The organism is Nocardiopsis synnemataformans, from assembly GCF_965343085.1.
In the GTDB taxonomy this organism is placed as follows: Bacteria; Actinomycetota; Actinomycetes; order Streptosporangiales; family Streptosporangiaceae; genus Nocardiopsis; species Nocardiopsis alborubida.
Genome location: NZ_CBDRFA010000006.1, coordinates 155,607 through 180,493, shown reverse-complemented (window position 1 = coordinate 180,493; position 24,887 = coordinate 155,607). Strand labels below are relative to the sequence as shown.

Here is a 24,887-nt window from a genome sequence, read left to right as displayed (position 1 = left end):
CTCGCCCATGAGCGGCCCGGGCCCGCGCGGCGCGCGGGGGACGGAGCGCGCCGCGCCCTCGGGCCGCGCCGGTGTCAGGCGTTGGGCGGAAGAGCGGTTCCGGCGCCCCGCTGGCGCGGCCTGAGCAGGTCGTGGCGCTCCCTGGGCAGGGTGGGCTCGCCCGCGCCCTGCACGGTGAAACCGGCGTCCTCGATCATCTCCAGGTCGGCCCGGCCCGCCTGCCCCTCGCTGGTGAGGTAGTCACCCAGGAACACCGAGTTGGCGATGTGCAGCGCCAGCGGCTGGAGGGAGCGTAGGTGGATCTCGCGGCCGCCCGCCAGGCGCACCTCCACGTCGGGGAAGACGAACCGCGCGGCGGCCAGGACGCGCAGGCACCTCTGCGGGGTCAGCTCCCAGGTGCCCTCCAACGGGGTGCCCTCGAAGGGCATGAGGAAGTTGACCGGTACCGAGTCCGGTTCCAGCTCGCGCAGCGCGAACAGGGCGTCGACCAGGTCGTCGTCACTCTCCCGCATCCCCGCGATCAGCCCGGAGCAGGGGGAGAGGCCCGCGTGCTTGGCCCTGGTCACGGTGTCCACCCGGTCGGTGAACTCGTGGGTGGTGCAGATGTCGGCGTAGCGCTTCTCCGAGGTGTTGAGGTTGTGGTTGTAGGCGTCGGCCCCGGCCTGGCGCAGCCGGTCGGCCTGGCCTTCGGAGAGCAGGCCCAGGCAGGCGCACACCTCCACGCCGGGGTGCTCGGTCTTGATGCCCTCGATGGCGGGGGCCAGGCGCTCCACGTCGCGGTCGGTGGGGCCGCGCCCGCTGGCCACCAGGCAGACCCGGGTGGCGCCCGCCTTCACCCCGTGGGAGACGGCCTCGCGGGTCTGGTCGGGCTTGAGCCAGGTGTACCTGACGATCTCGGCGTCGGAGCCCAGGCGCTGGGAGCAGTAGGAGCAGTCCTCCGGGCACAGTCCGCTCTTGATGTTCACGAGGTAGTTGAGCTTGACGCGGCGCTCGAAGTAGCGCTGTCGGACGCGGAAGGCCGCGGCGACCAGGTCCATCAGGTCGTCGTCGGAGCTGCTCAGAACCCCGAGGAGTTCGGCGCGGGTGGGCGTCTCGCGGCGAAGGGCCTTCTCGGCCAGGGGAAGGAATGTGGTCACGGGGACGATCCTGGAGCCCCGGACGCGGGCGGCACAGCCGCCGAACCAGCCAAAAACACGGCGGAAGTCTTGTGCGGGGCGGTCGTTTGTCCCCGTCCCTCCCACGGTGGAGGCGGCGGGAGCGGCGTGTCAGCGACGGGCGGGGGCGGCGGGTTCACCCGGCGCCCCGGTGGTGACGGGCCAGGGCCGCGGAAACCGCCCGGAGGGCTCTCCAAGGTGCTGCGGGACGGGGACCGGCAGGGGAAGAATCGGAGCGAGGGCGGGCAGCCAGGTGTGTTCCTTGCGCAGCAGCGCATCCGCGGACCGCGTCGCCCGGGGCAACCGGACGGCGAGGTCGTCGCCGAGCCGCCACACCTGGTTGTCCCAGCCGAGCGCTCCGAGTTCCAGGGGGAGATCCGACAGGTCGGGGTGCTGATCGCGCAGCAGGTCCCGGATCAGGTCCTCCGTGATGTCCGTCTCGTGGGCTGTCATGCGAAGCAACGATAGAGGGGTGGCGATCCTCCCGCGCGTTCACGGCGGCCTGGTCCACGGGTGGGGCTACTGGCCGCGCGGGCTGGCGCCCCGCAGGAACTGCTCGACCGCGGTCTCGACCAGCCCGTCGAGCCTCTCCGCGTCGATCATGTTGCCGTTGACCATCGTCGCGATGCCCTGCACGGTCGCGTACAGGATGATCCCGATGCGTTCGGGATCACCGTGTTCGAGCGCGCCGTGTTCCTGCCCCTCCTCAATCAGCTCGCTCACCTGACCGAAGGCCGCCTCGGCCGCCTCGGCGATCCGTGTGGCCCCCGGCCGGTGTTTGCCGGAGTTCATCAGTTCGAGCAACGCGGCGTTCTCGGTGGCGAAACGGGCGAAGGCCAGCACGGCTCTGTGCACCCGCACGTCGAACGCGTCTCCCGCCTCCGCCAGCGCGGTGCGCAGCGCGCTGCCCAACTGGACGAAGCCCGCCTCGGCCAGTGCGTCGAGGAGCGCCTGACGGTCGGCGAAATGCCGCCGCGGCGCGGCGTGGCTCACGCCGATCTCCCTGGCCAGATCCCGGAGTGAGAGCTGGTCCGCTCCGTGCTCGCGCAGCTGGCGCTCGGCCGCGTCAAGGATCGCGCTGCGGAGGTTGCCGTGGTGGTAGGGGCGCTGCCCGGCGGGTTCGGTCACGTCCGCCATCCTAACACGTGATGTTTGCATTGACATCATTGTTTGCAGTGACTACATTCGGAGTCATGTCAGCATTCTCCGTTGCAGACGTCCCTTCCATGACCGGTCGCACCGTCGTCGTCACCGGCGCGAACAGCGGCATCGGACGCGTCACCGCTCGCGTCCTCGCCGAACGGGGTGCGCGGGTCCTGCTCGCCGTCCGCGACCTCGATAAGGGCCGCGCCGCCGCCGCGATGATGACCGGGGACGTCGAGGTCCGTGGGCTCGACCTCGCCGACCTGTCCTCGGTCCGGGCGTTCGCGCGGCAGCTCACCGAGCCCGTTGACCTGCTCGTCAACAACGCCGGTCTGTCGCTCCCGCCGATGTCCCGCACCGCCGACGGTTTCGAGTTGCAGTTCGGGACCAACCACCTCGGCCACTTCGCACTCACGAACCTGCTCCTGCCGCGGATTCGGGAGAGGGTCGTCACGGTGGCCTCGCTCGCGCACCTGATCGGCTCGATCGACTTCGCCGACCTCAACTGGGAGCGCAAGCCCTATCGGGAGTACTCCGCCTACGGGCAGTCCAAACTCGCCAACCTCCTGTTCACCTCCGAACTCCAACGGCGCCTCGACGAGGCCGGTTCTCCGGTGATATCGACAGCCGCGCACCCCGGAATCTCGGCCACGAACCTGATGAGGCCCGAAGGGCGGAACCTGCGGCTGCGGGCGAGCCAGGCACTGATCGGCCTGGTCACGCAGAGCGCGGAAGACGGCGCCCTGCCGACGCTCTACGCCGCCACGGCGGACGTTTCCGGCGACAGCTATGCCGGACCCCGTCGCCTCATGGGGCTCCGGGGCGCGCCGAAGCTGGTCCGGCGCGCGGCGAAGGCGAGTGACGCCGACGCCGCACGCCGGCTGTGGGAGTCCTCCGAGGAACTCACCGGAGTGGCCTTTCCGCTGAGGACACCTCACGCTGCCTGAGATCCCTTGCAGCGCCAGGGGTTCGAGCGTTCACGAACCCCACCGCCGCTGACATCGTCGCGGCCACAAGAAAGGAATGTCCGATGACACGGCCACAAGAAACACAGCCACACGAAACGCGACCGTACGACACCGAACTCAGGCGTCTTCTGGATCGGGCCGAGATCAGGGAAGTCCAGACCCGCTACGCCACCGGAACCGACTCACGTGACTGGGAGCTGTTCCGCTCCTGCTTCACCGACGAGGTCGAGGCCGACTTCAGCGAGGGCTTCGGCCAACCGGTCATGCGGGTGACGGCCGACGAGTGGGTCGCGGGTACCGCGCCACGGATGGAGTCCTTCAAGGCCACGCAGCACATGATCACGAACCACGTGATCACCTTCGACGGGGACGACCACGCCACGTGTGTGGCCTACGTGCGGGCGAGCCACCACCTGCCCAACAGCCTGGGCGACAGTGACCAGACGGTGTACGGGTACTACACGAACCGGTTCACCCGGACCCCGAGCGGTTGGCGCATCGCCAAGGTCAAGCTGACGGCCCTGTGGATGACCGGGAACTTCGGCGTCTTCCGGTCCGCCCTCGCCTGAGAGGGCGCCCCGTCGGGCGCCGGGGCCTGACCCGGGCCCCGGCGCCCGACGGACGGGGCTCAGCTCCGCGGGGCGGACTCCCAGCGCGCGAGGCTCTCACGGAACCCGTCGGCGGTGGTGAACACGTGGCCGCCCATGCCCAGCGCCTCCGCCGCCCGGACGTTCTCCTCACGGTCGTCGACGAAGAGGATCCGTCCGGGCTCCGCCCCCAGGGCCTCCTGGCACCACCGGTAGGCGCCCGGTTCGGGCTTGGCGCGGCGGATGCGGCAGGAGAAGGCGCGCACGTGGAAGTTGTCGAGCCAGGGGTGGTGCGCCTCGTAGTGGGCGGCCAGCTCCTCGGGGATGTTGGACAGCAGACCGAGGCGCCGACCGGAGGCCGCGAGCTCCTCGACCAGGGCGACCATGGTCTCGTCCACGGCGCTCCAGCTGGCGACGTCGGCCTCGACGAGCTCGGCGATCCGCTCCCCGCCGAAGCGCGCGCCCAGGTCGTCGCCCACGCCGCGCCAGTACTCGGCGGCGCTCACGTCCGCGCGGTCGTAGGGCTGACGCCGCGCCCAGTACGCCTCCCAGAAGGCCGGGGCGGGCGCGCCCGCGGCCCGGACCAGCCGGTCCTTGCCCTCCTCGGACTGGTGGCGGGCCAGGACGCCGAACAGGTCGAAGAGCACGGTCAACAGAACACACCTTCCTCGCGGCACCATCGGGAACCCGTCCAGATCGTACGCGGTCGGCCGCCGCGTGACCGATACACGTTGTGGGCCAAACGATGGACATCTTTTGGCCCATGGGCGTTTTGTCCGTGACCCTCGGCTCCCCGGCGTGTCCACTCTTGGGACGAGCACTGTGTGACGGGGGAAGGACGAGGGACGTGAGCGGAGCCAGACAGGTCGGGGACGAGTCGGTTCCGGAGGGGGAGGCCAACATCGTCCACGTGACGATGATCGCCGCGGCCGCGGCGATGGGCGGTTTCCTGTTCGGCTACGACAGCTCCGTCATCAACGGGGCGGTACCGGCCATCCAGGAGCGGTTCGGCGTGGGACCGGCCACGCTCGGCTTCACGGTCGCCTCCGCGCTCCTGGGCTGCGTGGTGGGCGCCGCGGTCGCGGGCGCCCTGGCCGACCGCATCGGCCGTATCCGCACCACGCAGATCGCCGGTGTGCTGTTCGCGATCAGCGCCATCGGCTCGGCGCTGCCGTTCGGCGTGTGGGACCTGACCGCCTGGCGGATCCTGGGCGGTGTCGCCATCGGCCTGGCCTCGGTGATCGCACCGACCTATATCGCCGAGGTCTCGCCCGCCGCCTACCGGGGCCGTTTGGCGTCGTTGCAGCAGTTGGCCATCGTGCTGGGCATCGCCGCCTCGCAGCTGGTCAACTACGGCATCGCCCAGATCGCCGACGGCACCGCGAGCGGCATGCTGGGGCCGGTCCAGGCCTGGCAGTGGATGCTGGGCATCGAGGTCCTGCCCGCCCTGGTCTACCTGGGGCTGAGCCTGCTCATCCCCGAGTCGCCCCGTTACCTGGTACGCGTGGGGCAGACGGATCGCGCCCGTCGCATCCTGGCCGACGTGGAGGGCGGCGGGACCGCGCGGGTGGACAAACGCATCGGGGAGATCCGTGAGGCGCTGGGCTCGGAGGTCCGGACCAGGCTGAGCGACCTGACCGGCCGCTACGGCCTGCTGCCCATCGTGTGGATCGGTATGGCCGTCTCGGCGTTCCAGCAGCTGGTCGGGATCAACGTCATCTTCTACTACTCCAGTTCGCTGTGGCAGTCGGTGGGCGTGGACGAGTCGTCCTCGCTGCTGCTGAGCCTGTTCACCTCCATCGTGAACATCGTGGGTACGTTCGTGGCGATCCTGCTGGTGGACCGGGTGGGCCGCAAGCCGCTGCTGCTGGTGGGCTCGGCCGGGATGACGGTGGCGCTGGCGCTGGCCGCCTACGCCTTCAGCCACGCGGTGGTGCAGGGCGAGGAGGTGACGCTGTCGTTCGGCTGGGGCGCGGTGGCACTGGGCGCGGCCAGTCTGTTCGTGCTCTTCTTCGCGCTGTCGTGGGGCGTGGTCGTGTGGGTGCTGCTGGGGGAGATGTTCCCGCTGCGCATCCGCGCCGCGGCGATGGGCGTGGCCACCGCGACCCAGTGGCTCACCAACTGGCTCATCACCGTGAGCTTCCCGAGCCTGCGTGACTGGAGTCTGAGCGGCACGTACCTGATGTACGCGTTCTTCGCGCTGGTGTCGTTCTTCTTCGTGTTGAGGTTCGTGAAGGAGACCCGCGGCAAGACCCTGGAGGAGATGCGGGGCTGAGGGCTCAGCGCTCCAGGTCGATCTTGCGCTGGAGGAACTCCTCGCGGTCGATCTGGCCGCGCGCGTATCTGAGCCGCAACTCCTCCTCCGCCGCGTCCACGGCCTGTGGCGCGGGCGCGGCGGGGGCCCGGCGCCGTCCCGGGCGGGCGAGGTCGGTACGGGCCGCGCCCGCCACGGACGCCACCGTGACGACGAAGAAGACGCCCAGCGCCACCATGATCATGATGACGACCGCTGCCATGACGTAGGTCATCGTTTGCTCCCCACTTCTGGAAGAACCGCTCTTCCCCTTTCTTGTGTACCCGCGTCGGGGGCCCTTCTCCAGGGGTTCTTGGCTCCTGTGGACAACCGCCCCGCCCGGAGCGCCGTAACCTGGATTGTCGCGATCCGGACGAAAAGGGTGGTTATGCGCGTCCTCCTCGTGGACAACCACGACTCCTACACCTACAACCTCTTCCAGCTCCTGGCGCGCGTCCTCGGCCGGACCCCCGAGGTACTCACCCACGACGACCCCCGCTGGGACCGGCTCGACCCGGCGGACGTGGACGCCGTGGTCGTCTCACCGGGCCCGGGCCGCCCCCAGAACCCCCGCGACCTGGGCCGCGTCCCCGAACTCCTGGCCCACACCCGGCTGCCCGTCCTGGGAGTGTGCCTGGGCCACCAGGCCATCGCCCACCTGGCCGGGGCCGACGTGGTCTCGGCCCCCCAGCCCCGCCACGGCCACCTGTCCCGGATCCGGCACACCGGCGCGGGCCTGTTCGCGGGCCTGCCCCAGGACCTCACCGCCGTGCGCTACCACTCCCTGGCCGTTCCCGAACCCCTGCCCGAGGCGCTGACGGCCACCGCCTGGGCCGAGGACGGCGTGGTCATGGGCCTGGAGCACCGCACGCTGCCCCGCTGGGGCGTGCAGTTCCACCCCGAGTCGGTGGCCAGCGAGCACGGCGCCGATCTGGTCGCGAACTTCCTGGACCTGGCCCGCCCGCACATCACCCTCCCGGCCGCGCACCCGGACCCGTCCCCGGGTCGGGACGCGACCACCCGGGGCGGGGGCGCCCCGACGACGGAGCCCACACAACGCTCCGGACCCGCCCCCGCTGCCACGGTCACCCCGACCGTCCGCACACGCGAACTCCCCCTGGCCGTGGACACCGAGGCCGCCTTCGCCCGCCTGTACGGGGACGCCGAGTACGCGTTCTGGCTGGACAGCTCCCGCCCGGAGGGGCCCGCGCGCTTCTCCTTCCTCGGCGCCGCCACCGGCGAGGTACTCACCTACCGCGTCGGCGGCCCCGTCACCGTGCGCGCCGCGGACGGCACCGAGCACCACGAGCCCGGCAGCGTCTTCGACGCCCTCGACCGCCGCGTCCCCCGCCCCTCGCCCTCCGGTCTACCCTTCGACTTCGCCGGAGGGTACGTCGGCTACCTGGGCTACGAGCTCAAGGCCGACTGCGGCGGCGACAGCGCCCACACCTCGCCCGAACCCGACGCCGTGTGGCTGGGCTGCGACCGGTTCGTGGCCGTCGACCACCACGGGAACCGCACCTACGCGGTGTGCGCCGACGACCTCCCCGACGGCGACGCCTGGCTCGACGCGACCCTGGCCACCCTCACCGACCTGCCACAGCTGCCCGCACCCGCCCCCGCCGCCCCATCCGCCGAACTGGCCCGCTTTCTGGAGCGCCCTCGCGAGGACTACGTCGCCGACGTCAAGGAGTGCCTGGCCGAGCTCACGGCCGGGGAGAGCTACGAGATCTGCCTGACCAACCGGGTCCGCCTGCCCCACGGCGGAGGAGACCTGGACCCCTACCGCCGCCTGCGCGCCGCCAGTCCCGCGCCCTACGCCGCCCTGCTGCGCCTGGGACCCACGAGCGTGCTCAGTGCCTCACCCGAGCGCTTCCTGCGCGTGGACGGCGACCGCACGGCCGAGAGCCGCCCCATCAAGGGCACCGCGCCGCGCCACAGCGACCCGGCCGCCGACGCGCGCGCGGCCCGCGAGCTGCGCACCGGCGCCAAGACCCGCGCCGAGAACCTCATGATCGTCGACCTGCTCCGCAACGACCTGGGCCGGGTGTGCGAGGTCGGCAGCGTCGAGGTGCCCGCGTTCATGTACACCGAGTCCTACGCCACCGTGCACCAGCTGGTCTCCACCGTGCGGGGCACGCTGCGCCCGCGGGTGTCGGCCGTGGACGCGGTCCGCGCCTGCTTCCCGGGGGGGTCGATGACCGGCGCACCCAAGGAGCGCACCATGCGCGTCCTCGACCGTCTGGAGACCTCCGCGCGCGGGATCTACTCCGGCGCGCTGGGCTACGTGTCCTCCTCCGGCGCGGCCGACCTCAGCATCGTCATCCGCACCGCCGTGCTCAGCGGCGGCAATCTGACCATCGGCGCGGGCGGGGCGGTCGTGCTGGACTCCGACCCCGAGGAGGAGTACGAGGAGATGCTGCTCAAGGCCGACGTGCCCGCCCGCGCGCGCTGATCCGCCTGGCCCCGGCGGAGGCGGAAAACCGCTTGCCGCGACCTGTACCTGACCCCGCTGGAACACCGCTCCCTGCAACTGGGGCTGGCGGGCGCGGCCGCGCGGCGCTACGCGGACGAGTGGATCGTCTCGGTCACCGACGTCACCCCTTTCGTCCACCGGGTGCACACACTGGTCCAGGAGGGGGACACGGTCGCGGCGACCCGGTTGCTGCCCGCCGAGCGCCCCTACCCGGCTGGGCCGGGTGAGCTAGACCACCTGCGCCCCGCCCGCGAACACGACGTCGCGGGTGTGACCAGGGACCGCCCCGGTTACTGTCGCCGTAGTCGAACAGCTCAGACGGGTGGACGAGGGATGTACGGAGCCGAGGGCGGGGCGGGCGAGGCGGTCCAGCGGGTGATCGAGGGGGAGCTGCGGCTGCTGGAGCCCCACGTGCGCGCCTCGCGCAGGCTCGCCGGGGAGCTGCTGGACCCCGAGTTCACCGAGGTGGGCAGGTCGGGCAGGCGCTGGGACAGGGAGACGATGCTGGCCGAGCTGCCCGCCATGGACGGCCCGGACACGGTCGGGGCGGGGCGGCGGGTGCGGGTCACCGACATGGTGGGGCGGCTGCTCGCCCCGGACCTGGTGCACCTGACCTACGCCACCGAGGCCGACGGGGCGCGGACCCTGCGCAGCTCCCTGTGGCGCCGGAACGCGGACGGCGCGTGGCGGATGTACCACCACCAGGGCACGCCCGCGTCCTGACTGCCGGGCGCGCGGTGCGGAACACGCGCCCGGTGGAGTCGGCGGCCGGGGACCGCCGCCCTCAGCGGTAGGAGTCGACGAGCCGGGCCAGGTGCCTTCCGGCGATCTCCAGCGGCGCCTCGCTCCGGGAGACCTGCGCGGACATCTCGGCGCCCTCCAGGGCGGCGACCACCGTGTGGGCCAGTTCGCGGGCGTCCTCCTCCCCGAACCCGGAGCGCAGCAGCTTGTCGCGCACCAGGCCGCGCCAGTTCTCGAAGGCCCGCGCGGCGGCCTCCTGGATACCGGGGTCGAGTCCGGCGCTCTCCAGGGCCACGGTGGTGATGGGGCAGCCGTCGAGCCAGCCGGAGGCGCGCAGCCCCGCTGCCAGGTTCCGGGTGCAGGCGATGATCGCCTCGGCCGGGTCGTCCACCCGCGCGAACACCTCGTGCAGGGCCAGGGCGAACTCCTCGTCCCCGTGGCGGACGGCCGCGACCGCCAGCTCCCGCTTGCCTCCGGGGAAGAAGTGGTAGATCGAGCCCAGGGTCGCCTCGGCCTCACGGGAGATCTCCTTGAGGCCGGTGGCGCCGTAGCCCTGCCTCTGCATCAGGCGGGAGGTCGCCCGGACGATCCGCTCCCTCGTACCGATCTCGTGCTGGGTCCTCATGCGCCCAGTCTAGTGAATAGAACGCTCGCTCTAGGGCTGTGCTACCATCTCGGGACCTGAGTAGAACGTTCGTTTTAGAAATGTGGAGGGCATGATGAGCACCGGATCGGTGACCGTGATCGGCCTGGGCCCCATGGGTCGGGCCATGGCCGACGCCTACCTGGACAGCGGCTACGCGGTGACGGTGTGGAACCGCACCGCCCACCGGGCCGACGCGCTGGTGGCCCGGGGCGCCGTGCGGGCGGAGAGCGCGGAGGCGGCGCTGAGGGCGAACCGGCTCGTGGTGCTGAGCCTGACCGACTACGCCGCGATGTACGACATCCTCGGCACCGCCGACCCGTCGGCCCTGGCCGGGCGCACCCTGGTCAACCTCAGCTCCGATACCCCCGACCGCGTCCGGGAGGCGGCGCGCTGGGCCGCTGATCGCGGAGGCGTGCAGGTCACCGGCGGGGTCCAGGTCCCGCCGCCCGGCATCGGCGGTCCGGACGCCATGACCTACTACAGCGGCCCCAAGGAGGCGGTCGAGACCCACCGGACCGCCCTGGAGGTGCTGACGGGCATCGAGTACCTGGGGGAGGACCCCGGCCTGGCCGCGCTGTTCTACCAGCTGGGCATGGACATGTTCTGGACGGGCCTGGTCGGTTACGTGCACGCCCAGGCCACGGCATCGGCCCACGGCGTCTCGGCGCGGGAGTTCCTTCCCATCGCCCTGAAGACCATGGACTTCCGCTACTTCCTGGAGTTCTACGCGCCGCGCGTCGACGCGGGCGAGCACGGGGGAGACGTGGACCGCCTGACCATGGGCGCGGCCAGCATGGAGCACGTACTGCACACGGTGGAGGCCTCCGGCGTGGACGGCTCCCTGCCCGCCGCCGTGCTGGCCGTGATGCGCAAGGGGGTCGCGGCCGGGCGCGGCGGGGACAGCCTGACCAGCCTGACCGAGGTGCTGAAGGGCTGACGCCTCGCGGCCGGGGGGCGCCTCCCGGAGGCGCTCTCCTTGGGGTCGGTGCGCGCCCGGAAAATCCCGGCGGGGCGGGCGGACGGAGCTGTACCATCGGGCGGCGCGTCCGGTGGCCGGGGGAATGCCGCCCCTCGGCGCGCAGGACGCCGGTGCGGGCGGCGCCGCCCGCCCGCACCCCGCGCACACACGGAGCGAGGCAGACAGACGTGAGCGAGTACGACAGGGCGATCTCCCAGAACCGCGCGAACTGGGACCAGCGCGCCGACGTCCACGCGCGGTCGGCGATGTACGACGTCGACGGGCTGATCGCGGACCCCTCGCGCCTCTCACCGGTCGTGCGCAACGACCTCGCGGTGCTCGCGCCCCACCTGGAGGGTGGCACGGTGGCGGGGAGGTCGCTGCTGCACCTGCAGTGCCACATCGGCACCGACACCGTCTGCTGGGCCCAACTGGGCGCCGTGGACGTCCACGGCCTGGACCTGTCGCCGAACTCGCTGGCCCACGCCCGGCGCATCGCCGACGCCGTCGGCGCGGACGTCACCTGGGTCGAAGGCGACGCGTGTAAGGCCTCGCAGGCCGTCGACCGCACGTTCGAGGTGGTCGTGACCAGCGCCGGGACGATCGTGTGGCTCCCCGAGCTGCGCTCGTGGGCCAGGTCGATCCACGACCTGCTGGAACCGGGCGGGGTGTTCGCGATCCGCGACGACCACCCGATCCTGGGCGCCATGGACTTCGAGCCGTGGCAGGTGAGCGGCGACTACCTCAGCGGCGGGGGAGCGAACGTCTACGACGACGCGGCCACCTACACCGACGGTCCCACGGACTCCATCACGCAGACCGTCAACCACGAGTGGCGCCACGACCTGGCCGAGGTGACGGGCGCGCTGCTGGAGGCCGGACTGGTCGTCGAGGCGCTCGGGGAGCACCCGTTCATGGACTGGCCCGCCTTTCCCGGCCTGGTGGAGTGCCCGGAGGGGTGGCGGCTGCCCGAGGGCGCCCCCAGGATCCCGCTGAACTTCTCGGTGGTCGCGCGCCGCCCGGGGTGATCCCTCACGCGAGCCGTCCCGCCAGCAGCAGGAACAGGGGAACACGGTGACGGCGCGCGTGCTCCTCCTCGTTCCCGTCGAAGAGCCCGCGGTCTGGGGCGCACTCGCGCAGCGCGGTGAGGGCGGATCCCACCGAGCCGCCGGTGGTCGCGGGTCGTTACCGGGCAAGAACGACCACCGCGGGCTCAGGCGGTGGCCTCGGGTGCGATCCGCTCCAGGGCCCGCACGGCCGCCGTCACCGAGGGGTGCTCGCGCGAACCCCTGCGGGTACAGGTCACCAGCTTGCGCACTGGCGCGCGGGGGCCCTCCACGCGCACCCGGGTGACCGGCAGGGCGGGGGAGACGTCGGCCAGGCGGGGCACCAGCGCCACCCCCAGGCCGTGCGCGACCAGGGTGGTCACCGAGCTCCACGACCGCGCCTGGTGCGGCCCGTGGGGCGTGAAGCCCGCCGCACCGCACGCCATCACGGCGTGCGCGCGACAGGTCGTGTCCGGCGGCGACAGCACCCAGGGCTCGGTGGCGACCTCCTCCAGCGGCACGCTCGCACGCCCGGCGAGGCGGTGACCGTCTGCCACCAGCAGGTCGAGCACGTCGTCCAGCAGCGGCGCCTGGTCGAAGCGGACGTCGGTGGGCGGCGGGGAGCCCGGCGCGACCTCGATGACGGTCAGGTCGATGTCGCCCCGGAAGAGCAGGTCCACGCACTCGCCGGGTTCGGCCTCCAGGAGTCGCACATCCAGTCGCGGGTGGTCGGCGCGCAGGGCGGCGGCCATCGGCACGAGCAGGCACGACAGCGCGGTGGGGAAGGCCGCCACCCGCAGGGTTCCGGAGGGCTCGGTGCCCAGCCCGAGCATCTCGGTCTCGGCCTGCTCCCACCGCGCCTGGATGGCGTCGGCGTGCCCCAGCAGGCTGCGCGCGGCCGGGGTGAGCAGCACGCCCCGGCCGTTCGGCTCCAGGAGGGCGACGCCCAGCTCCCGCCCCAGTTGGCGGATCTGCTGGGAGGCGGCCGAGGGGGTGAAGTGCAGGGCCTCCGCCGCCGCGGTGACCGTGCCGTAGTGGGCGACGGCCCGCAGGATACGCAGGCGTCGAAGGTCGATCATGAAGGTGATTCTTCACGGTTTCATTCACAGAATCAACCTGGACTTTAACAGTTTTGAGGGCGAAGCTGGTGGCGGAACCGAGGAGGAGGTGCACGATGACCACTGTCTGCCCGCACTGCGGCTGGCCCGACGACCAGCCCTTCCGGGTCGTGTCCCGGCACACCACCGGCCGCGGCCTCACCGTGTGGGTGCGCTGCGCCTGCGGTTCGGTGCAGGTGCGCGAGATCAGCGCGACGGGGACACACGTCCTCTCGCGCGGCCGTCCCACGCCGGATCCGGACCCCCGGGGATGCCGCGCCTGAGGTCGTCCACAGGTCCCCCTGTGCGAGTGAGCGCCCTCGCCGGAAGGAGACGCTCCCTCCTTTCCGGTGGAGCGGCCGGACACCGCGCGATGCGCCGGGCCCTGGCACGCCGGTCACTCACGGGTCGGCTCGCCCGCTCTCCGACGGCGCCGGCTCGGCCGCCGCGGCGGCGCGGCCCAGCTCGGCCCTCAGCTCGCGGACCTGTTCGGTGAGTTCACGCAGCTGCCGCGCGGTGTCCTCGTCGGCGGCCCGCTCGCGCGTCCCGTTGCCGTCCTCCACGCGCTGGACCAGCCACGTGGACAGCGTCCCGGTGATGACGCCGAGCAGACCGATGCCCATGACGAAGAGGAAGGCGGCGATCAGGCGGCCCGTGCCGGTGACCGGGTACAGGTCTCCGTAGCCGACGGTGGACACCGTCACCAGCGACCACCAGAACGCGTCGGCGAGTGTGGTGATGTTGGCGTCCGGGGCGCCCTGCTCCGCGCGCAGGACGCTCACCGAGGCCATGACGAGCATGACGACGGTGATGCCCGCGGTGTACAGCAGTACGTGCCCGCGCAGGGACACCGACATGTGCCGGTGCAGCAGGGACACGACGGTCAGGAGCCGGACCAGGTGCAGGGGGCGCAGGACCGGCAGCACCACGATCAGCAGGTCCAGCAGGTTCTGTCGTACGAAGGTCCACCGGTCCGGTGACAGGTACAGACGTACGGCGTAGTCGGCGGCGAAGACCGCCCACACGACCGCGATGAGCACCCCGCACAGCTCCTGCCAGTACGGGGACAGGTCGGGGTCGACGGCGGGCCAGGCGTAGGCGCCGATGAACACCAGGGCCGCGGCGACCAGCGGCAGTTCGGTCGCGGACCGCCAGCGCTTCATGCGGTCCGGGGGTCGGGGGGAGGAGGACGTGCTGTGCTGTTCCACGCTCCGATTCGACCAAACCCCGTTCTCCCAGGCCACGCCCGGGTACCCTTCCGGCCGGCTCGGGTTGTCCACAGGGCTGGTGCGCACATGGTGGCCGATGAGGCGTCCGCGATACGGTTGTGGCCATGGACAACGCACCGACACGACCGTCCACGTCGGTTGAGGACTACGTGAAGGTCATCTACGACCTCCAGGAACGCGGCACCGGGCCGGTGACCATCTCCCGCATGGCCGAGCGCCTGTCGGTGTCCAATTCCTCGGTGTCGGGCATGCTGCGCAAACTCAGCGAACTGGGCCTGGTGGAGCACCGCCGCTACGGCGCGGTCAACCTCACCGAGCCCGGGACCAAGGCGGCCCTGTCGGTGCTGCGCCGCCACCGCCTGCTGGAGACCTACCTGGTCGCCGAGCTGGGCTACTCCTGGGACGAGGTGCACGACGAGGCCGAGATCCTCGAACACGTGGTCTCGGACAAGTTCGTCGACCGCATCGCCCACCACCTGGGCGATCCCGTGGTCGACCCGCACGGCGACCCCATCCCCACCCGCGAGGGCCACATCGTCGAGCGCGAGAGCCTGCTGCTGTCGGAGGCGGAGAAGGGCGTCAGCGGCGTGATCGTGCGCGTCAACGACACCGACCCCGACCTGCTGCGCTACCTGGCCGACATCGAGATCGGCATCGGGATGCGCGTGGAGGTGGCCGAGCGCCGCCCCTACGCCGGGTCGATGCAGATCACCGTGGGTCGCGACGAGGGCGCTCCCGAGCGCTCCCAGGCCCTGGGCCTGGTGGCCGCCGAGGCACTGTGGATCAGCCCCGACGACCAGGGGTAGGAGATTCCCCGAAACGCCGTCGCCGTCCGAAGGATGTGGCTACCGTGGGTGACGAGAACGATCCGACGACCGGAGGCAGCGACATGCCCGTTTCCCCTGTGGCCGAACGCCAGTCCTCCACCGAATCCCGGTACGAGCCGCTGACCCCGCCTCCGGAGGGATTCACCGCCGACGACCTGGACAGCATCCCGGATCTTCCGCCGCACACCGAACTCATCGACGGAAGCCTGGTACTGGTGACCCCTCAACGCAACTTCCACACGGTTGTGCTGTCGGTCCTGGACACCCGCCTGTTCGAGCAGGCCCCCGACCGCCTGCGCGTGCGCAGGGAGATGACCCTCAAACTCGGTCCGCGGCAAAGGCCCGAACCCGACCTCCTCCTGGTGCAGACCCAGGCGACCGGGGGGACGGAGCAGACCTGGTTCGCACCCGAGGCGGTGGAACTGGTGGTCGAGGTGGTCTCTCCCGAGTCGGAGCTGCGTGACCGTGAGCGCAAACCGCAGCTGTACGCCGAGGCCGGTATCCCCAACTTCTGGCTGATCGAACAGGACCGGGGCGAAGCCGTGGTGTTCGCTCATGAGCTCGCTCCCACCGGCGGATACGCCAGGCCCACAGTTCATCGGCAGCGCCTCAAGACCTCCAGGCCCTTCCCCATCGACATCGACCTGACCGAGATCCAGCGCCGCTGAGCCGGTCGCCTCGACCCGGTCCGGGCGACGGGTGGCGCGCACCCGCCGTCCGGACCCGCGTCAGGGCTCACCCCTCGGCGCGCACGCCCGCCACACCGTCCTCGATCACGAACCGCGCCCGGTCGCGAATGGGCGAGCCCGGCTCGCTCACGCGGTCCACGACGCGGTAGTCGGCCGTCCACTCGGTGGGCGTGACGACGTTGCGCACGTAGCCCCGCTTGCGGTTGACGAACCTGATGTGCGGGTTCTCCCGCAGCTGCACCTCGTCACCGGGGGCCTGCTCGGTGCCGTCACCGCCGCTGGTGACGGACGTGCCCACCAGCTCGGTGGCCACCGTCGGCGACTCGGGGGCGTCGAAGTCGGCCTTGACGTCGCACACGTAGTTGGCGTGCACGTCCCCGGTGATCACCACCCCGTTGCGCGTGCGCGCCAGCTGGTCACGGACCTCGTTGCGGTCCACGAGGTAGTTGTCCCAGGCGTCGTTGCTGAAGTCGGTCGCCTCCCCCTCGGCGAAGTCGCGCTGGGAGAAGAACACCTGCTGGGCGAGCACGTTCCAGCGGGCCCGCGACGAGGACAGCCCCTCCCGCAGCCACCGCTTCTGCCCGGCACCGAGCAGGGTGCGCGAGGGGTCGCCGCGCTCGGCGTCGGACACCTGCGGGTCGCGGTACTGGCGGGTGTCGAGCAGGTGCATGTCCACCAGGCCGCCGAAGGCCAGTCTGCGGTAGAGCTGCATGTCGGGACCGACCGGCGTCTGGGCGAAGCGCAGCGGCATGTGCTCGTAGTAGGCCTTCAGCGCCTGGGCGCGCCGACGCAGGAACTCCTCGGCCGGGACGTCCTCTCCGTTGGACTGGTCGTCGGCCCAGTTGTTCTCCAGTTCGTGGTCGTCGAAGACCACCGCCCACGGGAAGGCGGCGTGCGCGGCCTGGAGGTTGGCGTCGCTCTTGTACTGGGCGTGCCGGACGCGGTACTCGGCCAGGGTGCGGACTTCCCGGTCGGGGAGGTGACCCCGGCCCAGGCTCCCCTGGCCGCCCGTCTCGTAGATGTAGTCGCCCAGGAACGCGACCAGGTCCAGGTCCTCCTCGGCCAGGTGCGCGTGGGCGTTGTAGTGCCCGGCGGCGTAGCTCTGGCAGCTGGCGAACGCGAAGGAGAACCGGTCCGTGCGGATCCCGGGAGGCGTGGCGGTCTTGGTGCGGCCGACCTGGCTGATCTCGTTGCCCACGCGGAACCGGTAGAAGTACTCGGCGCCGGGCCGCAGCCCCTGCGCCTCCACGTGCACCGAGTGGGCGGCGTCGGGGCCCGTCTCCACGGTTCCGGACGCGGAGAGGAGACCGAAGCCCTCCTCCTCCGACATCTGCCACTCGACCTCCACCCGCCGGTCGGGCATGCCGCCCAGTCCGTCCTCGGCGAAGGGGTTGGGGGCCAGGCGGGTCCAGAGCACGACGCTGCTGTGGAAGGGGTCGCCGGAGGCGACGCCCAGGGTGAAGGGCTCGGCGATGCCGCCCGACCGGGTGGCGGCGTCGGCGCGGACGGAGGCGTCGGCCTGGACGCCGGGGCTCCAGGCGGTGCCCAGCGCGACGGCGCCCAGGGTGGCCGCGCCGCCGACCAGGGCCTGGCGCCGGGTGGCGCTGCTGACGGTCGCGGCGGGGAGGGGAACGGGGGCGGGGGTGCGGGGGATTCCGGGCATGGACGGTCTCCTGATCGGGTCGCGGGGGAACCCGACCCCGTGTCGGGCCGGGCGGGGGACCGTGCTCTATCCGGCCATGGCGGGCGGAACGTCCCAACCACCGGGTGGTGAACGTTGGGCCCCTTAGGGTGACTAACAGGTGACAGCCTGTTGCGGCGCAGGTCAGGCCCGCAACACGCTGAAGGATCGGAAAACTCGTTGTGCGGGCCGTGCGACGGGGCCATGATCGGACCGTCCGCCGGGACATGCGGCGAGGGAGTCGCGGAGCGCGGCGATCCGACAGAACTTTCGGGCCCAGCATCCGGACACGAGTTCCCGAGGACACCACCACCCTGGAGGACCGGGCGTGCGGTTGAACACCTGAACCGGGAGGAGCGCCTCACCCACCTGGGGTGCTCGTCGGATCCCGTCGTCCGTGCGGGCGGAGAACGCCGCCGGTGTGCGTCCGAGGCAGCGTTGACCGAAGCCTCCGCTGCCGTCACGGAGGAAACCGATCCCGAACAAGCACTTCGGTCATCCGAACTATGATGTTGTTCCGAAACCCCCCAGCCCCTGCGAGGAGTCAGCATGCGCATCACCGTCCTGGGCGCCACGTCGTGGACCAGGCCCTGAACGCGGTTCATGCCGCTGGTCGGCAGGCTCTTCCGCGACGCCTACCTCGACCTGGGGCGGATGGAGGCCGCCCTGGAGGTCAGCGGCGCCGCCTGGGCCGTCGTACGCCCGCCCCAGCTGACCGACGCCCCCGCCACGGGGGAGTACCGCCTGGTCCTGGGCCGCAACGTGCCCTCCGGGTACCGGATCTCCCGCGCGGACCTGGCGCACGCGCTGCTGCGGGTCCTGGACGACCCGGCCACCGTGCGCCGGGCCGTCGGCGTCGCCGACTGAGCTCCGAACGACCACGTCACGCCCCCCGGTAGCATCGGCGCATGGAGCAGGGGCCGGGCCGGGAAGAGGCCCACGAGACACGCGTGCCGGACCGCGAACTGGTGGAGGGGGCGCTGCGTTTCGTGCCCCTGATCGAGACCTACTACCGCCGCGCCCACGCCGAGATGCCCGCCGCACTGCGGCGGCTGTTCACCGACCACCACCTCACCGCCCGGCACGGCGCGGTGCTGTCCCAGCTGGTCCACGGCCAGGAACTCGGGATGGGCGAGCTCTCCTCGCGTCTGGGTGTGGGCCCCTCCACCGTCAGCGAACTGGTCGGCGACCTGTCCCGGGTGGGACTGGTGGTGCGCCGCGAGGACCCTGCCAACCGGCGGCGCGCCCTGGTGTCGCTGGCCGACGAGCACCTCGACCTCATGCGCGCGTTCGTGGCCAGCCGTGCCCGGTCCCTGCTGCGGACCTTCGACCGGCTCTCGCCGGAGCAGCGGGAGGGGTTCGCCGCCGGGCTGGAGGCCTGGGCCCGCGAGCTGCACGGGATCTGACCACGCCCGCGGCGGTGGTCAACGGACGCCGCCCGGCTTGGGCAGCGGCCTGGCACGCCGCACCGAACGGGGTTGGGGCTGCTCGTCGCGGTATCTGCGTCGCGGATGGGGCTGGGCGGGGAGCGGGGTGAAGGGTACGGCGATCTTCGGACGGACCTCGGCGAACGGCGCGGCGGTCAGGTCCAGTCGGATGGGGGTGGCACGCATGGGGCTTCCTCTCAGATCTGCTTACATCGTAGTACTCTGCTCGGAGTGGTAAGAACATAGTACTACGATCGAAGTGATGTCAACTTCGTTCTGAGGAGAGATCTGACATGAGGCAGAATCCGGCACGCCGGGCGGCCCTGCTCGACGCGGCCATCGAGGTGCTCGCCCGCGAGGGCGCGCGAGGACTGACCTTCCGGGCCGTGGACACCGAGGCGGCCGTCCCCAACGGCACGGCGTCCAACTACTTCAACAACCGCGACGACCTGCTCACCCAGGTCGGCCACCGCTTCTACGAACGCCTGGACCCCGACAGCGACGTGATCGCCGCAGCCCAGGGGGGACCGCGCGACCGCGACAGGGTCACCGAGCTGATGCACGAGATGGTGGAGCGCGTCAGCAGCTTCCCCTCCGGCTACCTGGCCCTGCTGGAACTGCGCCTGGAGGCCACCCGGCGGCCGGAGCTGCGCCAGCTGCTCACCGAGCGCATCCGCGCCGACGTGGACGCCAACATCGCCTTCCACATCGAGTCCGGCATGCCCGGCGACGCGACCACCGTCGTCCTGCTCTACCTGGCGCTGAACTGGCTCATCCTGGAACGGCTCACCCTGCCCGACCTCTTCGCCCAGGACCGGCTCCACGACCTGGTGACCGACGCTGTCGAGCGCATCGTCCCCGGCCCCGGCCGCGCGGACTGACGGCGACGCGCGGACGCGGCCGCCGTGCGGGTGAGGGCGGCCGCGTCCGGGACCCGCGTGGCACGACAGCCCTCGCGGGGGTTGTCCACACCCCCTGTCGCGGCGACGGGCGCACGCCTATCCTGGAGGCATGTTCCAGCGACATTAAGTCCCCAGCCGGTCCTCGGTCCGAGCACGCGGCCCACCCCGGGCGATCCCCGCCCCGGTGTCCGCCTCCGCTCGACCGAGAGACCTCCATGACCACCCTGTCCTCGCGTGCCCCCGGCACGCGTCCGTCCCGTCTGACCCGACCCCTGTACGCCTACGCGGCCCTGGGGGAGTTCGTCCTCCTCTACCCGCTGTACGCACTGCTGTTCGACGAGACCGGCCTGACCGTCGCCCAGATCAGCTCCCTGTTCGTGCTCTGGTCGCTGTCCTCGGTCGTCGTGTCCGTCCCCGCCGGGGCCTGGGCCGACGTGGTGCCGCGGCGCTACCTGCTGGCCGCCGCGCCGCTCCTGGCCGCGTGCGCGTTCACGCTGTGGCTGCTGTGGCCCGGCTACTGGACCTTCGCTCTCGGCTTCGTCCTGTGGGGTGCGGGCGGCGCCCTGTCCTCGGGCGCCCTCGAAGCCCTCGTCTACACCGAACTCGCCCGCCGCGACGCGTCCGACCGCTACGCCCGGGTCATGGGCGTGACCCGGGCCCTGGACGTGGCCGCCGTCGGCGCCGCCACCCTGCTGGCCATCCCCGTCATGGCCCACGGCGGCTACGCGGCGGTCGGCGCGGCCAGCGTCACCGCCTGTGTGCTGTGCGCCCTGGCGGCCCTGGCCCTGCCCGAGCACCGCGCCACCACGGGCGGCTCCGTGTCCGCTGACGCCGCCGCGACGGCCGAGGACACGGAGGCGGAGACAGAGGAGGAGGGGCCCTCCGGCTACCTGGACGCCCTGCGCGGCGGACTGGCCGAGGCCCGCTCCAACCGACGGGTGCGCGGCGCGATCGTGCTCGTGGTCGCGGTGACCGCGTTCTGGGGGACGCTGGACGAGTACGTCCCCCTGCTCGTCGCCGAGTCCGGCGTCCCCACCGCCACCGTCCCCGTGGCGGTCCTGGTGGTATGGATCTTCGTGCCCCTGGGCGGCCTGCTGGCCGGTCCCGCCTCCCGGCTGCCCGTACGGCTCCTGGCCGTCCTGGTGGGCCTGGCAGCGCCCGCCATCGCCGCCGGAGCCCTGCTGGGCGGCCCGGCGGGATGGGTGCTGATCGGCGTGGGCTTCGGCCTCTGCCAGACCGCGGGCGTGGTCGCCGACGCCCGCCTCCAGGACCGCATCACCGGGTCCAGCCGGGCCACCGTCACCTCCCTGGCCGGGCTGGGCACCGACGCCCTCACCACGGCCTCCTACCTGCTGTACGCGGGGGTGTTCGCCATGACCGGGCACGCCCTGGCGTTCGCCCTGTTCGCGGCGCCCTACCTGGTGGCGGCGCTCGTCCTGGGCCACGGCGGGCGCGGGGCCCGTCCGCCCCGTCGGTCCGGCCTGTCCCCTGACCGGAAGGGGGCGGCACACCGCTGAATCCCGTCCGAACCCGACGGCGTCCGCGCGCGTCTCCCCTGTAGTCGGGCGCTCCGCGTCCGGCACCGCGTGGCGGGCGCACGCCCGCCACGCCGTACCGCGCCCGAGGACGGCGGGCCGCGGTACCCGCGGGCCGTAGGTGTCGAGGGACCACCTACGGCCCGACCGTGCCCCGCCTCTGGAGGACCCTCGGTGGCCAGGGCCCTTGCCCGCCTGAATAGCATCGGTTCCTGTGGCACATCAGACGACGAACACGGCGAGCAGTGACGGCCCGGGCATCGCCTCCGTGCGCGGGATCAACGTCACCTACACCGACCGCGGGGCCGGGTACCCCACCCTCCTGATCCACGGTCACCCCTTCGACCGCACCATGTGGGAACCCCAGGTCAGGGCTCTGGCAGGGCGCGGTTACCGGGTGATCGCCCCCGACCTGCGCGGGTACGGAAGCAGCACCGTCGTCCCCGGGACCACGAACCTGGACACCTTCGCCCGCGACCTGGACGCGCTCCTGGACCACCTGGGCCTGGACGTGGTGAGCGTGGTGGGACTGTCGATGGGCGGCCAGATCGCCCTGGAGCTGTACCGGCTCTTCCCCGACCGCGTCGACTCGCTGACACTGGCCGCCACCAACCCCAGTGCCGAGACCGAACAGGGCAGGGCCGCCCGCGTGGCGCTGGCCGAGCGGCTGCGCGCCGAGGGCATGCGCGGTTACGGCGACGAGATGCTCGTGGGCATGATGACCGCCGACAACGTACGCGAACTGCCCGCGGTGGCCGACCACGTGCGCGCGATGATGTACGCGGCCCCGCCCGAGGGCGCGGCGGCCGCCCTGCTGGGCCGCGCCAGGCGCCAGGACTACGTGCCCCTGCTGCGCCGGGTGTCCGCGCCGACCCTGCTGGTGGGGGGCCAGCACGACGTGTTCACCCCGCCCGATCTCACCGAGTCCATGCACGTGCTGGTGCCGGACTCGGTCGTGGAGATCATCGAGGGCGCCGGGCACCTGCCCAACCTGGAGCGGCCCGCGCGGTTCAACGAGGTGCTGCGCCGGTTCCTGGACCGCTGCCGGACCCGCGTCTAGGGAGTGTTCCGCCAGCCGGTCCCGCCGGTGGCCGTCAGGCACAGAGCCCGCGGACACCGGCGGTCAGCGGCCCCGCGCCGTGGGCACGGGACCGCGTGGCGCTCAGACGCGCTCGACGGGCAGCCACAGTTCGGCCTCGGCGGTGGCGCCGTCCTCGGTGTAGGAGACCCGCAGGATCTCCGGCCCCTCGGTGGCCCGGTAGGCCGTGTTGGCGGGGAACCACTGGCCGAAGGCGTCCGCCCACATGTGCTGCAACCCCTCGGGGCACTCCGCCACGGGCACCGACTTCGGAAAGACCACCCAGGTACCGCTCGGCACCTCCAGTGTCTCCATGCCCTCCGCGCCCTGCGCGGAGGTCGCCGCGGCCTCGTAGTAGTCGATCTGACTTCCCTCCCCACGATCGGGGGACAGGGCGGCGGTGACACCCAGGACACCGCGTGGTTCCTGGTCGGAAAGCTCCGCGACGCGCGCTCGAACCTCCTTGTCCAGGTTCCTGACGAACTCCTCCATGACGTGGTTGCGGCCCTCGTGGATGATCGGTATCCGTGCCTTGGGACCCACGAGGCGGAAGGCCTCCTTGTCCACGATCCGGTAGCGCATGGTGGTGCTCCCTTCTACGGTCAGGCGGAAGGACATCCGCGGTTGGGAGGCGAGCACCGCGCCGGTCCTGCGGGCCTCGCCCGGCCCCACGCCGTGCATGGCGCGAAACGCCCGGGCGAAGGCCTCGGCCGACCCGTAACCGTGGCGCACCGCGATGTCGAGCAGGCTCTCGCCGCCCCCGAGCACCTCGGCCCCCGCGAGGGTGAGCCTGCGCCGGCGCACGTACTCTGACAGGGGCATCCCCGCCAGTACCGAGAACAGGCGACGCAGGTGGTGCTCGGAGGTGAGCGCGATCCGCGCCATCTCCGCCACGTCCACCGGCGTTCCGGTGTCCTCCTCGACCTTCTCCAAGGCCCGGTTGAGCCGGTCCAGCATGGTGCCCTCCTCCTTCTTGGCGTCACCCACGCTAGGGAGGCGCGTCCCCTCCGCACCCGACAGTTGGGGACCCTCTCCTGTGCGTTCACCCATGCCTGTTCACTCATGTCTTCCGGTCCTTCGGGTAGGGGCCCGTCCAAGGACAGGAAATCCTTGGGCAAGAAGCGCGTCTGCGCCGACGTGGCGTGCCCCGAAGCAAGCATCATGGGCCCGAGGATGGCCCGCAGACCGACCCCGAGAAGGAGGTGGGCGGGGCGGGGACACACGCCCCGCGGACACATGGACCTGGGTTTTCTGCGACCTCTGTACGAGAGCGACGCTCCGGTCGCCTCGGTGCACCTGGACACCAGCCGCGACAGGACCGACGCCGGCAAGGAACTCGAACTGCGCTGGCGCCACCTGCGGGACGAGCTCTCCTCGCTGGGCACCGACAAGGCCACCCTCGACGTGTTGGAACAGGCGGTCAGGGACGGCTCCTCCCGGGCCTTCGGCAACCACGGCCACTCCCTGTTCGCCTCCGAGGGACGTCTGCTCGGCGCGTACACGCTCTCCGAACCGCCCGCGCAGAGCCGCGTCCTGCGCATGCCGGTTCCCGATCCCCTTCCCGTGGTCGTCGACCGGGGGCGCTACCTGCCCTACGTCCTGGTGGCGCTGGACCGGGTCAACGCCAAGGTGTTCTCCTACACCGGCCATCCCTCCAGCGGACCGGCCTCCGAGAAGGACTTCGCCGGCGCCGACCTGCGCAACATCGACCCGATGGGCCGCGGCGGGCCCGGCGTCCTGAGCGGGTACAACGGCCGCTTCGACGGCAAGCACTACCCCATGGAGACCTGGCGGGAGAACACCGCCCGGATCGCCCAGCAGGTGCGCGAGGCCGTCGCCGAGGTGGACGCCGGGATCATCTTCGTCGGCGGTGACGAGGAGGCCATCGCCTACCTGCGCGACAACCTGGGCGAGCGCAAGCTGAGCATCCCGATCAGGCTGGTGCCCGGCGGGCGGGGCGGCCCCGACGCCGAGGAGCGCCTGCACGAGGCCGCGGCGGAGGCGCTGCGCGACTTCGTCATCGACGGCCACGACGACATCATCGCCGACTACCACCAGAAGCTCGCCAACGACCAGGCGGTGCGCGGAACCGAGCCCACCCTGCCGATGCTGTCGGAGGCGCGGGTGCGCACCCTGCTGCTGGGCGCCGACCGCGACGGCGAACCCGAGCTGTGGGGCTCGCCCGGCGAGCCGGTGCTGGTGTCGAAGGACCCGGCGGACCTGGACGACCCCGACTCGGCGTTCCGGGCCCCGGCCAGCGCGCTGATGCTGCGTTCGGCGATGGCGGCCGACGCCGGTTTCGGCGAGGTACTCGACCACGGTCACACCAGTGCGGAGAACGGCGCGATCCTGCGCTTTCCCACGTCGCCGAACGAGAGGGGCTGACCGACCGCCACGGGGCCGCCCGCGT

At 71.9% G+C, this 24,887-nt stretch carries 28 protein-coding genes and 1 pseudogene; 17 read left to right on the top strand and 12 right to left on the bottom strand.

Annotated elements, in window-relative coordinates:
* Window positions 1-74: 74 nt before the first annotated feature.
* From bioB to ACSIH6_RS05215, 3 genes are all read right to left on the bottom strand, one after another.
* A complete protein-coding gene (bioB, locus tag ACSIH6_RS05225) occupies window positions 75-1,136 on the bottom strand; it encodes a biotin synthase BioB (RefSeq protein ID WP_435107060.1) in 1,062 nt (353 codons plus the stop codon).
* Between the two features lie 129 nt (window positions 1,137-1,265).
* Entirely contained in the window at window positions 1,266-1,607 is a 342-nt protein-coding gene (locus ACSIH6_RS05220) for a phosphotransferase (protein ID WP_435107059.1), read from the bottom strand.
* A gap of 66 nt (window positions 1,608-1,673) precedes the next feature.
* Window positions 1,674-2,291 (bottom strand): TetR/AcrR family transcriptional regulator, encoded by a 618-nt coding sequence (locus ACSIH6_RS05215; protein ID WP_435107058.1) that lies wholly within the window; start codon window positions 2,289-2,291, stop codon window positions 1,674-1,676.
* A gap of 56 nt (window positions 2,292-2,347) precedes the next feature.
* Between ACSIH6_RS05215 and ACSIH6_RS05210 the strand changes: the two genes are divergently transcribed.
* Together ACSIH6_RS05210 and ACSIH6_RS05205 are read left to right on the top strand one after the other, a co-directional pair.
* Window positions 2,348-3,244 carry an oxidoreductase gene (locus tag ACSIH6_RS05210; protein ID WP_435107057.1) on the top strand — a complete coding sequence of 299 codons (897 nt, stop codon included), beginning with the start codon at window positions 2,348-2,350 and terminating at the stop codon, window positions 3,242-3,244.
* 83 nt (window positions 3,245-3,327) lie between these two features.
* The gene (locus ACSIH6_RS05205) at window positions 3,328-3,834 is read left to right on the top strand and encodes a nuclear transport factor 2 family protein (RefSeq protein WP_435107056.1); all 507 of its coding nucleotides are present in this window, start codon (window positions 3,328-3,330) and stop codon (window positions 3,832-3,834) included.
* Window positions 3,835-3,893: 59 nt separating this feature from the next.
* Here ACSIH6_RS05205 and ACSIH6_RS05200 read toward each other — a convergent pair whose 3' ends face one another.
* Complete coding sequence (locus ACSIH6_RS05200; protein ID WP_435107055.1) at window positions 3,894-4,505, bottom strand: HAD family hydrolase; 612 nt, start codon at window positions 4,503-4,505, stop codon at window positions 3,894-3,896.
* A 194-nt stretch (window positions 4,506-4,699) separates the two neighbouring features.
* Here ACSIH6_RS05200 and ACSIH6_RS05195 point away from each other — a divergent pair, with 194 nt between their 5' ends.
* Complete coding sequence (locus ACSIH6_RS05195) at window positions 4,700-6,127, top strand: sugar porter family MFS transporter (protein WP_435107054.1); 1,428 nt, start codon at window positions 4,700-4,702, stop codon at window positions 6,125-6,127.
* A gap of 4 nt (window positions 6,128-6,131) precedes the next feature.
* Here ACSIH6_RS05195 and ACSIH6_RS05190 read toward each other — a convergent pair whose 3' ends face one another.
* Window positions 6,132-6,380 carry an SHOCT domain-containing protein gene (locus ACSIH6_RS05190; RefSeq protein WP_435107053.1) on the bottom strand — a complete coding sequence of 83 codons (249 nt, stop codon included), beginning with the start codon at window positions 6,378-6,380 and terminating at the stop codon, window positions 6,132-6,134.
* Window positions 6,381-6,533: 153 nt separating this feature from the next.
* On the opposite strand from ACSIH6_RS05190, the gene pabB reads away from it, so the two are divergent.
* From pabB to ACSIH6_RS05175, 3 genes and pseudogenes are all read left to right on the top strand, one after another.
* Window positions 6,534-8,600 carry an aminodeoxychorismate synthase component I gene (gene pabB / locus ACSIH6_RS05185; protein WP_435107052.1) on the top strand — a complete coding sequence of 689 codons (2,067 nt, stop codon included), beginning with the start codon at window positions 6,534-6,536 and terminating at the stop codon, window positions 8,598-8,600.
* A gap of 42 nt (window positions 8,601-8,642) precedes the next feature.
* A pseudogene (locus tag ACSIH6_RS05180) lies at window positions 8,643-8,819 on the top strand (DUF4291 family protein); the annotation flags it as partial.
* 135 nt (window positions 8,820-8,954) lie between these two features.
* Entirely contained in the window at window positions 8,955-9,344 is a 390-nt protein-coding gene (locus ACSIH6_RS05175; RefSeq protein WP_435107051.1) for a nuclear transport factor 2 family protein, read from the top strand.
* A gap of 61 nt (window positions 9,345-9,405) precedes the next feature.
* Here ACSIH6_RS05175 and ACSIH6_RS05170 read toward each other — a convergent pair whose 3' ends face one another.
* A complete protein-coding gene (locus ACSIH6_RS05170) occupies window positions 9,406-9,987 on the bottom strand; it encodes a TetR/AcrR family transcriptional regulator (RefSeq protein ID WP_435107050.1) in 582 nt (193 codons plus the stop codon).
* A 91-nt stretch (window positions 9,988-10,078) separates the two neighbouring features.
* Here ACSIH6_RS05170 and ACSIH6_RS05165 point away from each other — a divergent pair, with 91 nt between their 5' ends.
* Together ACSIH6_RS05165 and ACSIH6_RS05160 are read left to right on the top strand one after the other, a co-directional pair.
* Window positions 10,079-10,945, top strand: a complete 867-nt coding sequence (locus tag ACSIH6_RS05165) for an NAD(P)-dependent oxidoreductase (protein WP_435107049.1) — start codon at window positions 10,079-10,081, stop codon at window positions 10,943-10,945.
* A 209-nt stretch (window positions 10,946-11,154) separates the two neighbouring features.
* Window positions 11,155-11,994 (top strand): class I SAM-dependent methyltransferase, encoded by an 840-nt coding sequence (locus tag ACSIH6_RS05160; protein WP_435107048.1) that lies wholly within the window; start codon window positions 11,155-11,157, stop codon window positions 11,992-11,994.
* A 4-nt stretch (window positions 11,995-11,998) separates the two neighbouring features.
* On the opposite strand, the gene ACSIH6_RS05155 is transcribed toward ACSIH6_RS05160, so the two are convergent.
* Complete coding sequence (locus ACSIH6_RS05155; RefSeq protein ID WP_435107047.1) at window positions 11,999-12,127, bottom strand: hypothetical protein; 129 nt, start codon at window positions 12,125-12,127, stop codon at window positions 11,999-12,001.
* A gap of 52 nt (window positions 12,128-12,179) precedes the next feature.
* Window positions 12,180-13,091, bottom strand: coding sequence for a LysR family transcriptional regulator (locus ACSIH6_RS05150; protein ID WP_435107046.1), 912 nt, complete (start codon window positions 13,089-13,091; stop codon window positions 12,180-12,182).
* A 95-nt stretch (window positions 13,092-13,186) separates the two neighbouring features.
* On the opposite strand from ACSIH6_RS05150, the gene ACSIH6_RS05145 reads away from it, so the two are divergent.
* Window positions 13,187-13,393 carry a hypothetical protein gene (locus ACSIH6_RS05145; protein WP_435107045.1) on the top strand — a complete coding sequence of 69 codons (207 nt, stop codon included), beginning with the start codon at window positions 13,187-13,189 and terminating at the stop codon, window positions 13,391-13,393.
* 117 nt (window positions 13,394-13,510) lie between these two features.
* Here ACSIH6_RS05145 and ACSIH6_RS05140 read toward each other — a convergent pair whose 3' ends face one another.
* Complete coding sequence (locus ACSIH6_RS05140) at window positions 13,511-14,317, bottom strand: potassium channel family protein (protein WP_435107044.1); 807 nt, start codon at window positions 14,315-14,317, stop codon at window positions 13,511-13,513.
* Window positions 14,318-14,442: 125 nt separating this feature from the next.
* On the opposite strand from ACSIH6_RS05140, the gene ACSIH6_RS05135 reads away from it, so the two are divergent.
* Window positions 14,443-15,144 carry a metal-dependent transcriptional regulator gene (locus tag ACSIH6_RS05135; protein WP_435107043.1) on the top strand — a complete coding sequence of 234 codons (702 nt, stop codon included), beginning with the start codon at window positions 14,443-14,445 and terminating at the stop codon, window positions 15,142-15,144.
* An 83-nt stretch (window positions 15,145-15,227) separates the two neighbouring features.
* Window positions 15,228-15,833 (top strand): Uma2 family endonuclease, encoded by a 606-nt coding sequence (locus ACSIH6_RS05130; RefSeq protein ID WP_435107042.1) that lies wholly within the window; start codon window positions 15,228-15,230, stop codon window positions 15,831-15,833.
* Window positions 15,834-15,900: 67 nt separating this feature from the next.
* On the opposite strand, the gene ACSIH6_RS05125 is transcribed toward ACSIH6_RS05130, so the two are convergent.
* Window positions 15,901-17,517 (bottom strand): alkaline phosphatase D family protein, encoded by a 1,617-nt coding sequence (locus ACSIH6_RS05125; protein WP_435107041.1) that lies wholly within the window; start codon window positions 17,515-17,517, stop codon window positions 15,901-15,903.
* A 621-nt stretch (window positions 17,518-18,138) separates the two neighbouring features.
* Here ACSIH6_RS05125 and ACSIH6_RS05120 point away from each other — a divergent pair.
* Together ACSIH6_RS05120 and ACSIH6_RS05115 are read left to right on the top strand one after the other, a co-directional pair.
* Window positions 18,139-18,402 (top strand): NAD(P)H-binding protein, encoded by a 264-nt coding sequence (locus tag ACSIH6_RS05120; RefSeq protein WP_435107040.1) that lies wholly within the window; start codon window positions 18,139-18,141, stop codon window positions 18,400-18,402.
* 41 nt (window positions 18,403-18,443) lie between these two features.
* The gene (locus ACSIH6_RS05115) at window positions 18,444-18,941 is read left to right on the top strand and encodes a MarR family winged helix-turn-helix transcriptional regulator (protein ID WP_435107039.1); all 498 of its coding nucleotides are present in this window, start codon (window positions 18,444-18,446) and stop codon (window positions 18,939-18,941) included.
* An 18-nt stretch (window positions 18,942-18,959) separates the two neighbouring features.
* Here the strand turns inward: ACSIH6_RS05115 and ACSIH6_RS05110 are convergent, their stop codons facing one another.
* Window positions 18,960-19,148 carry a hypothetical protein gene (locus ACSIH6_RS05110; RefSeq protein ID WP_435107038.1) on the bottom strand — a complete coding sequence of 63 codons (189 nt, stop codon included), beginning with the start codon at window positions 19,146-19,148 and terminating at the stop codon, window positions 18,960-18,962.
* A gap of 107 nt (window positions 19,149-19,255) precedes the next feature.
* On the opposite strand from ACSIH6_RS05110, the gene ACSIH6_RS05105 reads away from it, so the two are divergent.
* The 3 genes from ACSIH6_RS05105 to ACSIH6_RS05095 all read left to right on the top strand — a co-directional run bounded on the left by ACSIH6_RS05105 (window position 19,256) and on the right by ACSIH6_RS05095 (window position 22,459).
* Window positions 19,256-19,843 carry a TetR/AcrR family transcriptional regulator gene (locus ACSIH6_RS05105; RefSeq protein WP_435107037.1) on the top strand — a complete coding sequence of 196 codons (588 nt, stop codon included), beginning with the start codon at window positions 19,256-19,258 and terminating at the stop codon, window positions 19,841-19,843.
* A gap of 236 nt (window positions 19,844-20,079) precedes the next feature.
* Window positions 20,080-21,381: an MFS transporter gene (locus tag ACSIH6_RS05100; protein WP_435107036.1), complete on the top strand. Its 1,302-nt coding sequence runs from the start codon at window positions 20,080-20,082 to the stop codon at window positions 21,379-21,381.
* Between the two features lie 286 nt (window positions 21,382-21,667).
* Window positions 21,668-22,459, top strand: coding sequence for an alpha/beta fold hydrolase (locus tag ACSIH6_RS05095; protein ID WP_435107067.1), 792 nt, complete (start codon window positions 21,668-21,670; stop codon window positions 22,457-22,459).
* Between the two features lie 102 nt (window positions 22,460-22,561).
* On the opposite strand, the gene ACSIH6_RS05090 is transcribed toward ACSIH6_RS05095, so the two are convergent.
* Window positions 22,562-23,434 (bottom strand): helix-turn-helix domain-containing protein, encoded by an 873-nt coding sequence (locus ACSIH6_RS05090; protein ID WP_435107066.1) that lies wholly within the window; start codon window positions 23,432-23,434, stop codon window positions 22,562-22,564.
* Between the two features lie 279 nt (window positions 23,435-23,713).
* Between ACSIH6_RS05090 and ACSIH6_RS05085 the strand changes: the two genes are divergently transcribed.
* Window positions 23,714-24,862: a baeRF2 domain-containing protein gene (locus ACSIH6_RS05085; RefSeq protein WP_435107035.1), complete on the top strand. Its 1,149-nt coding sequence runs from the start codon at window positions 23,714-23,716 to the stop codon at window positions 24,860-24,862.
* The last annotated feature ends 25 nt before the right edge of the window (window positions 24,863-24,887 follow it).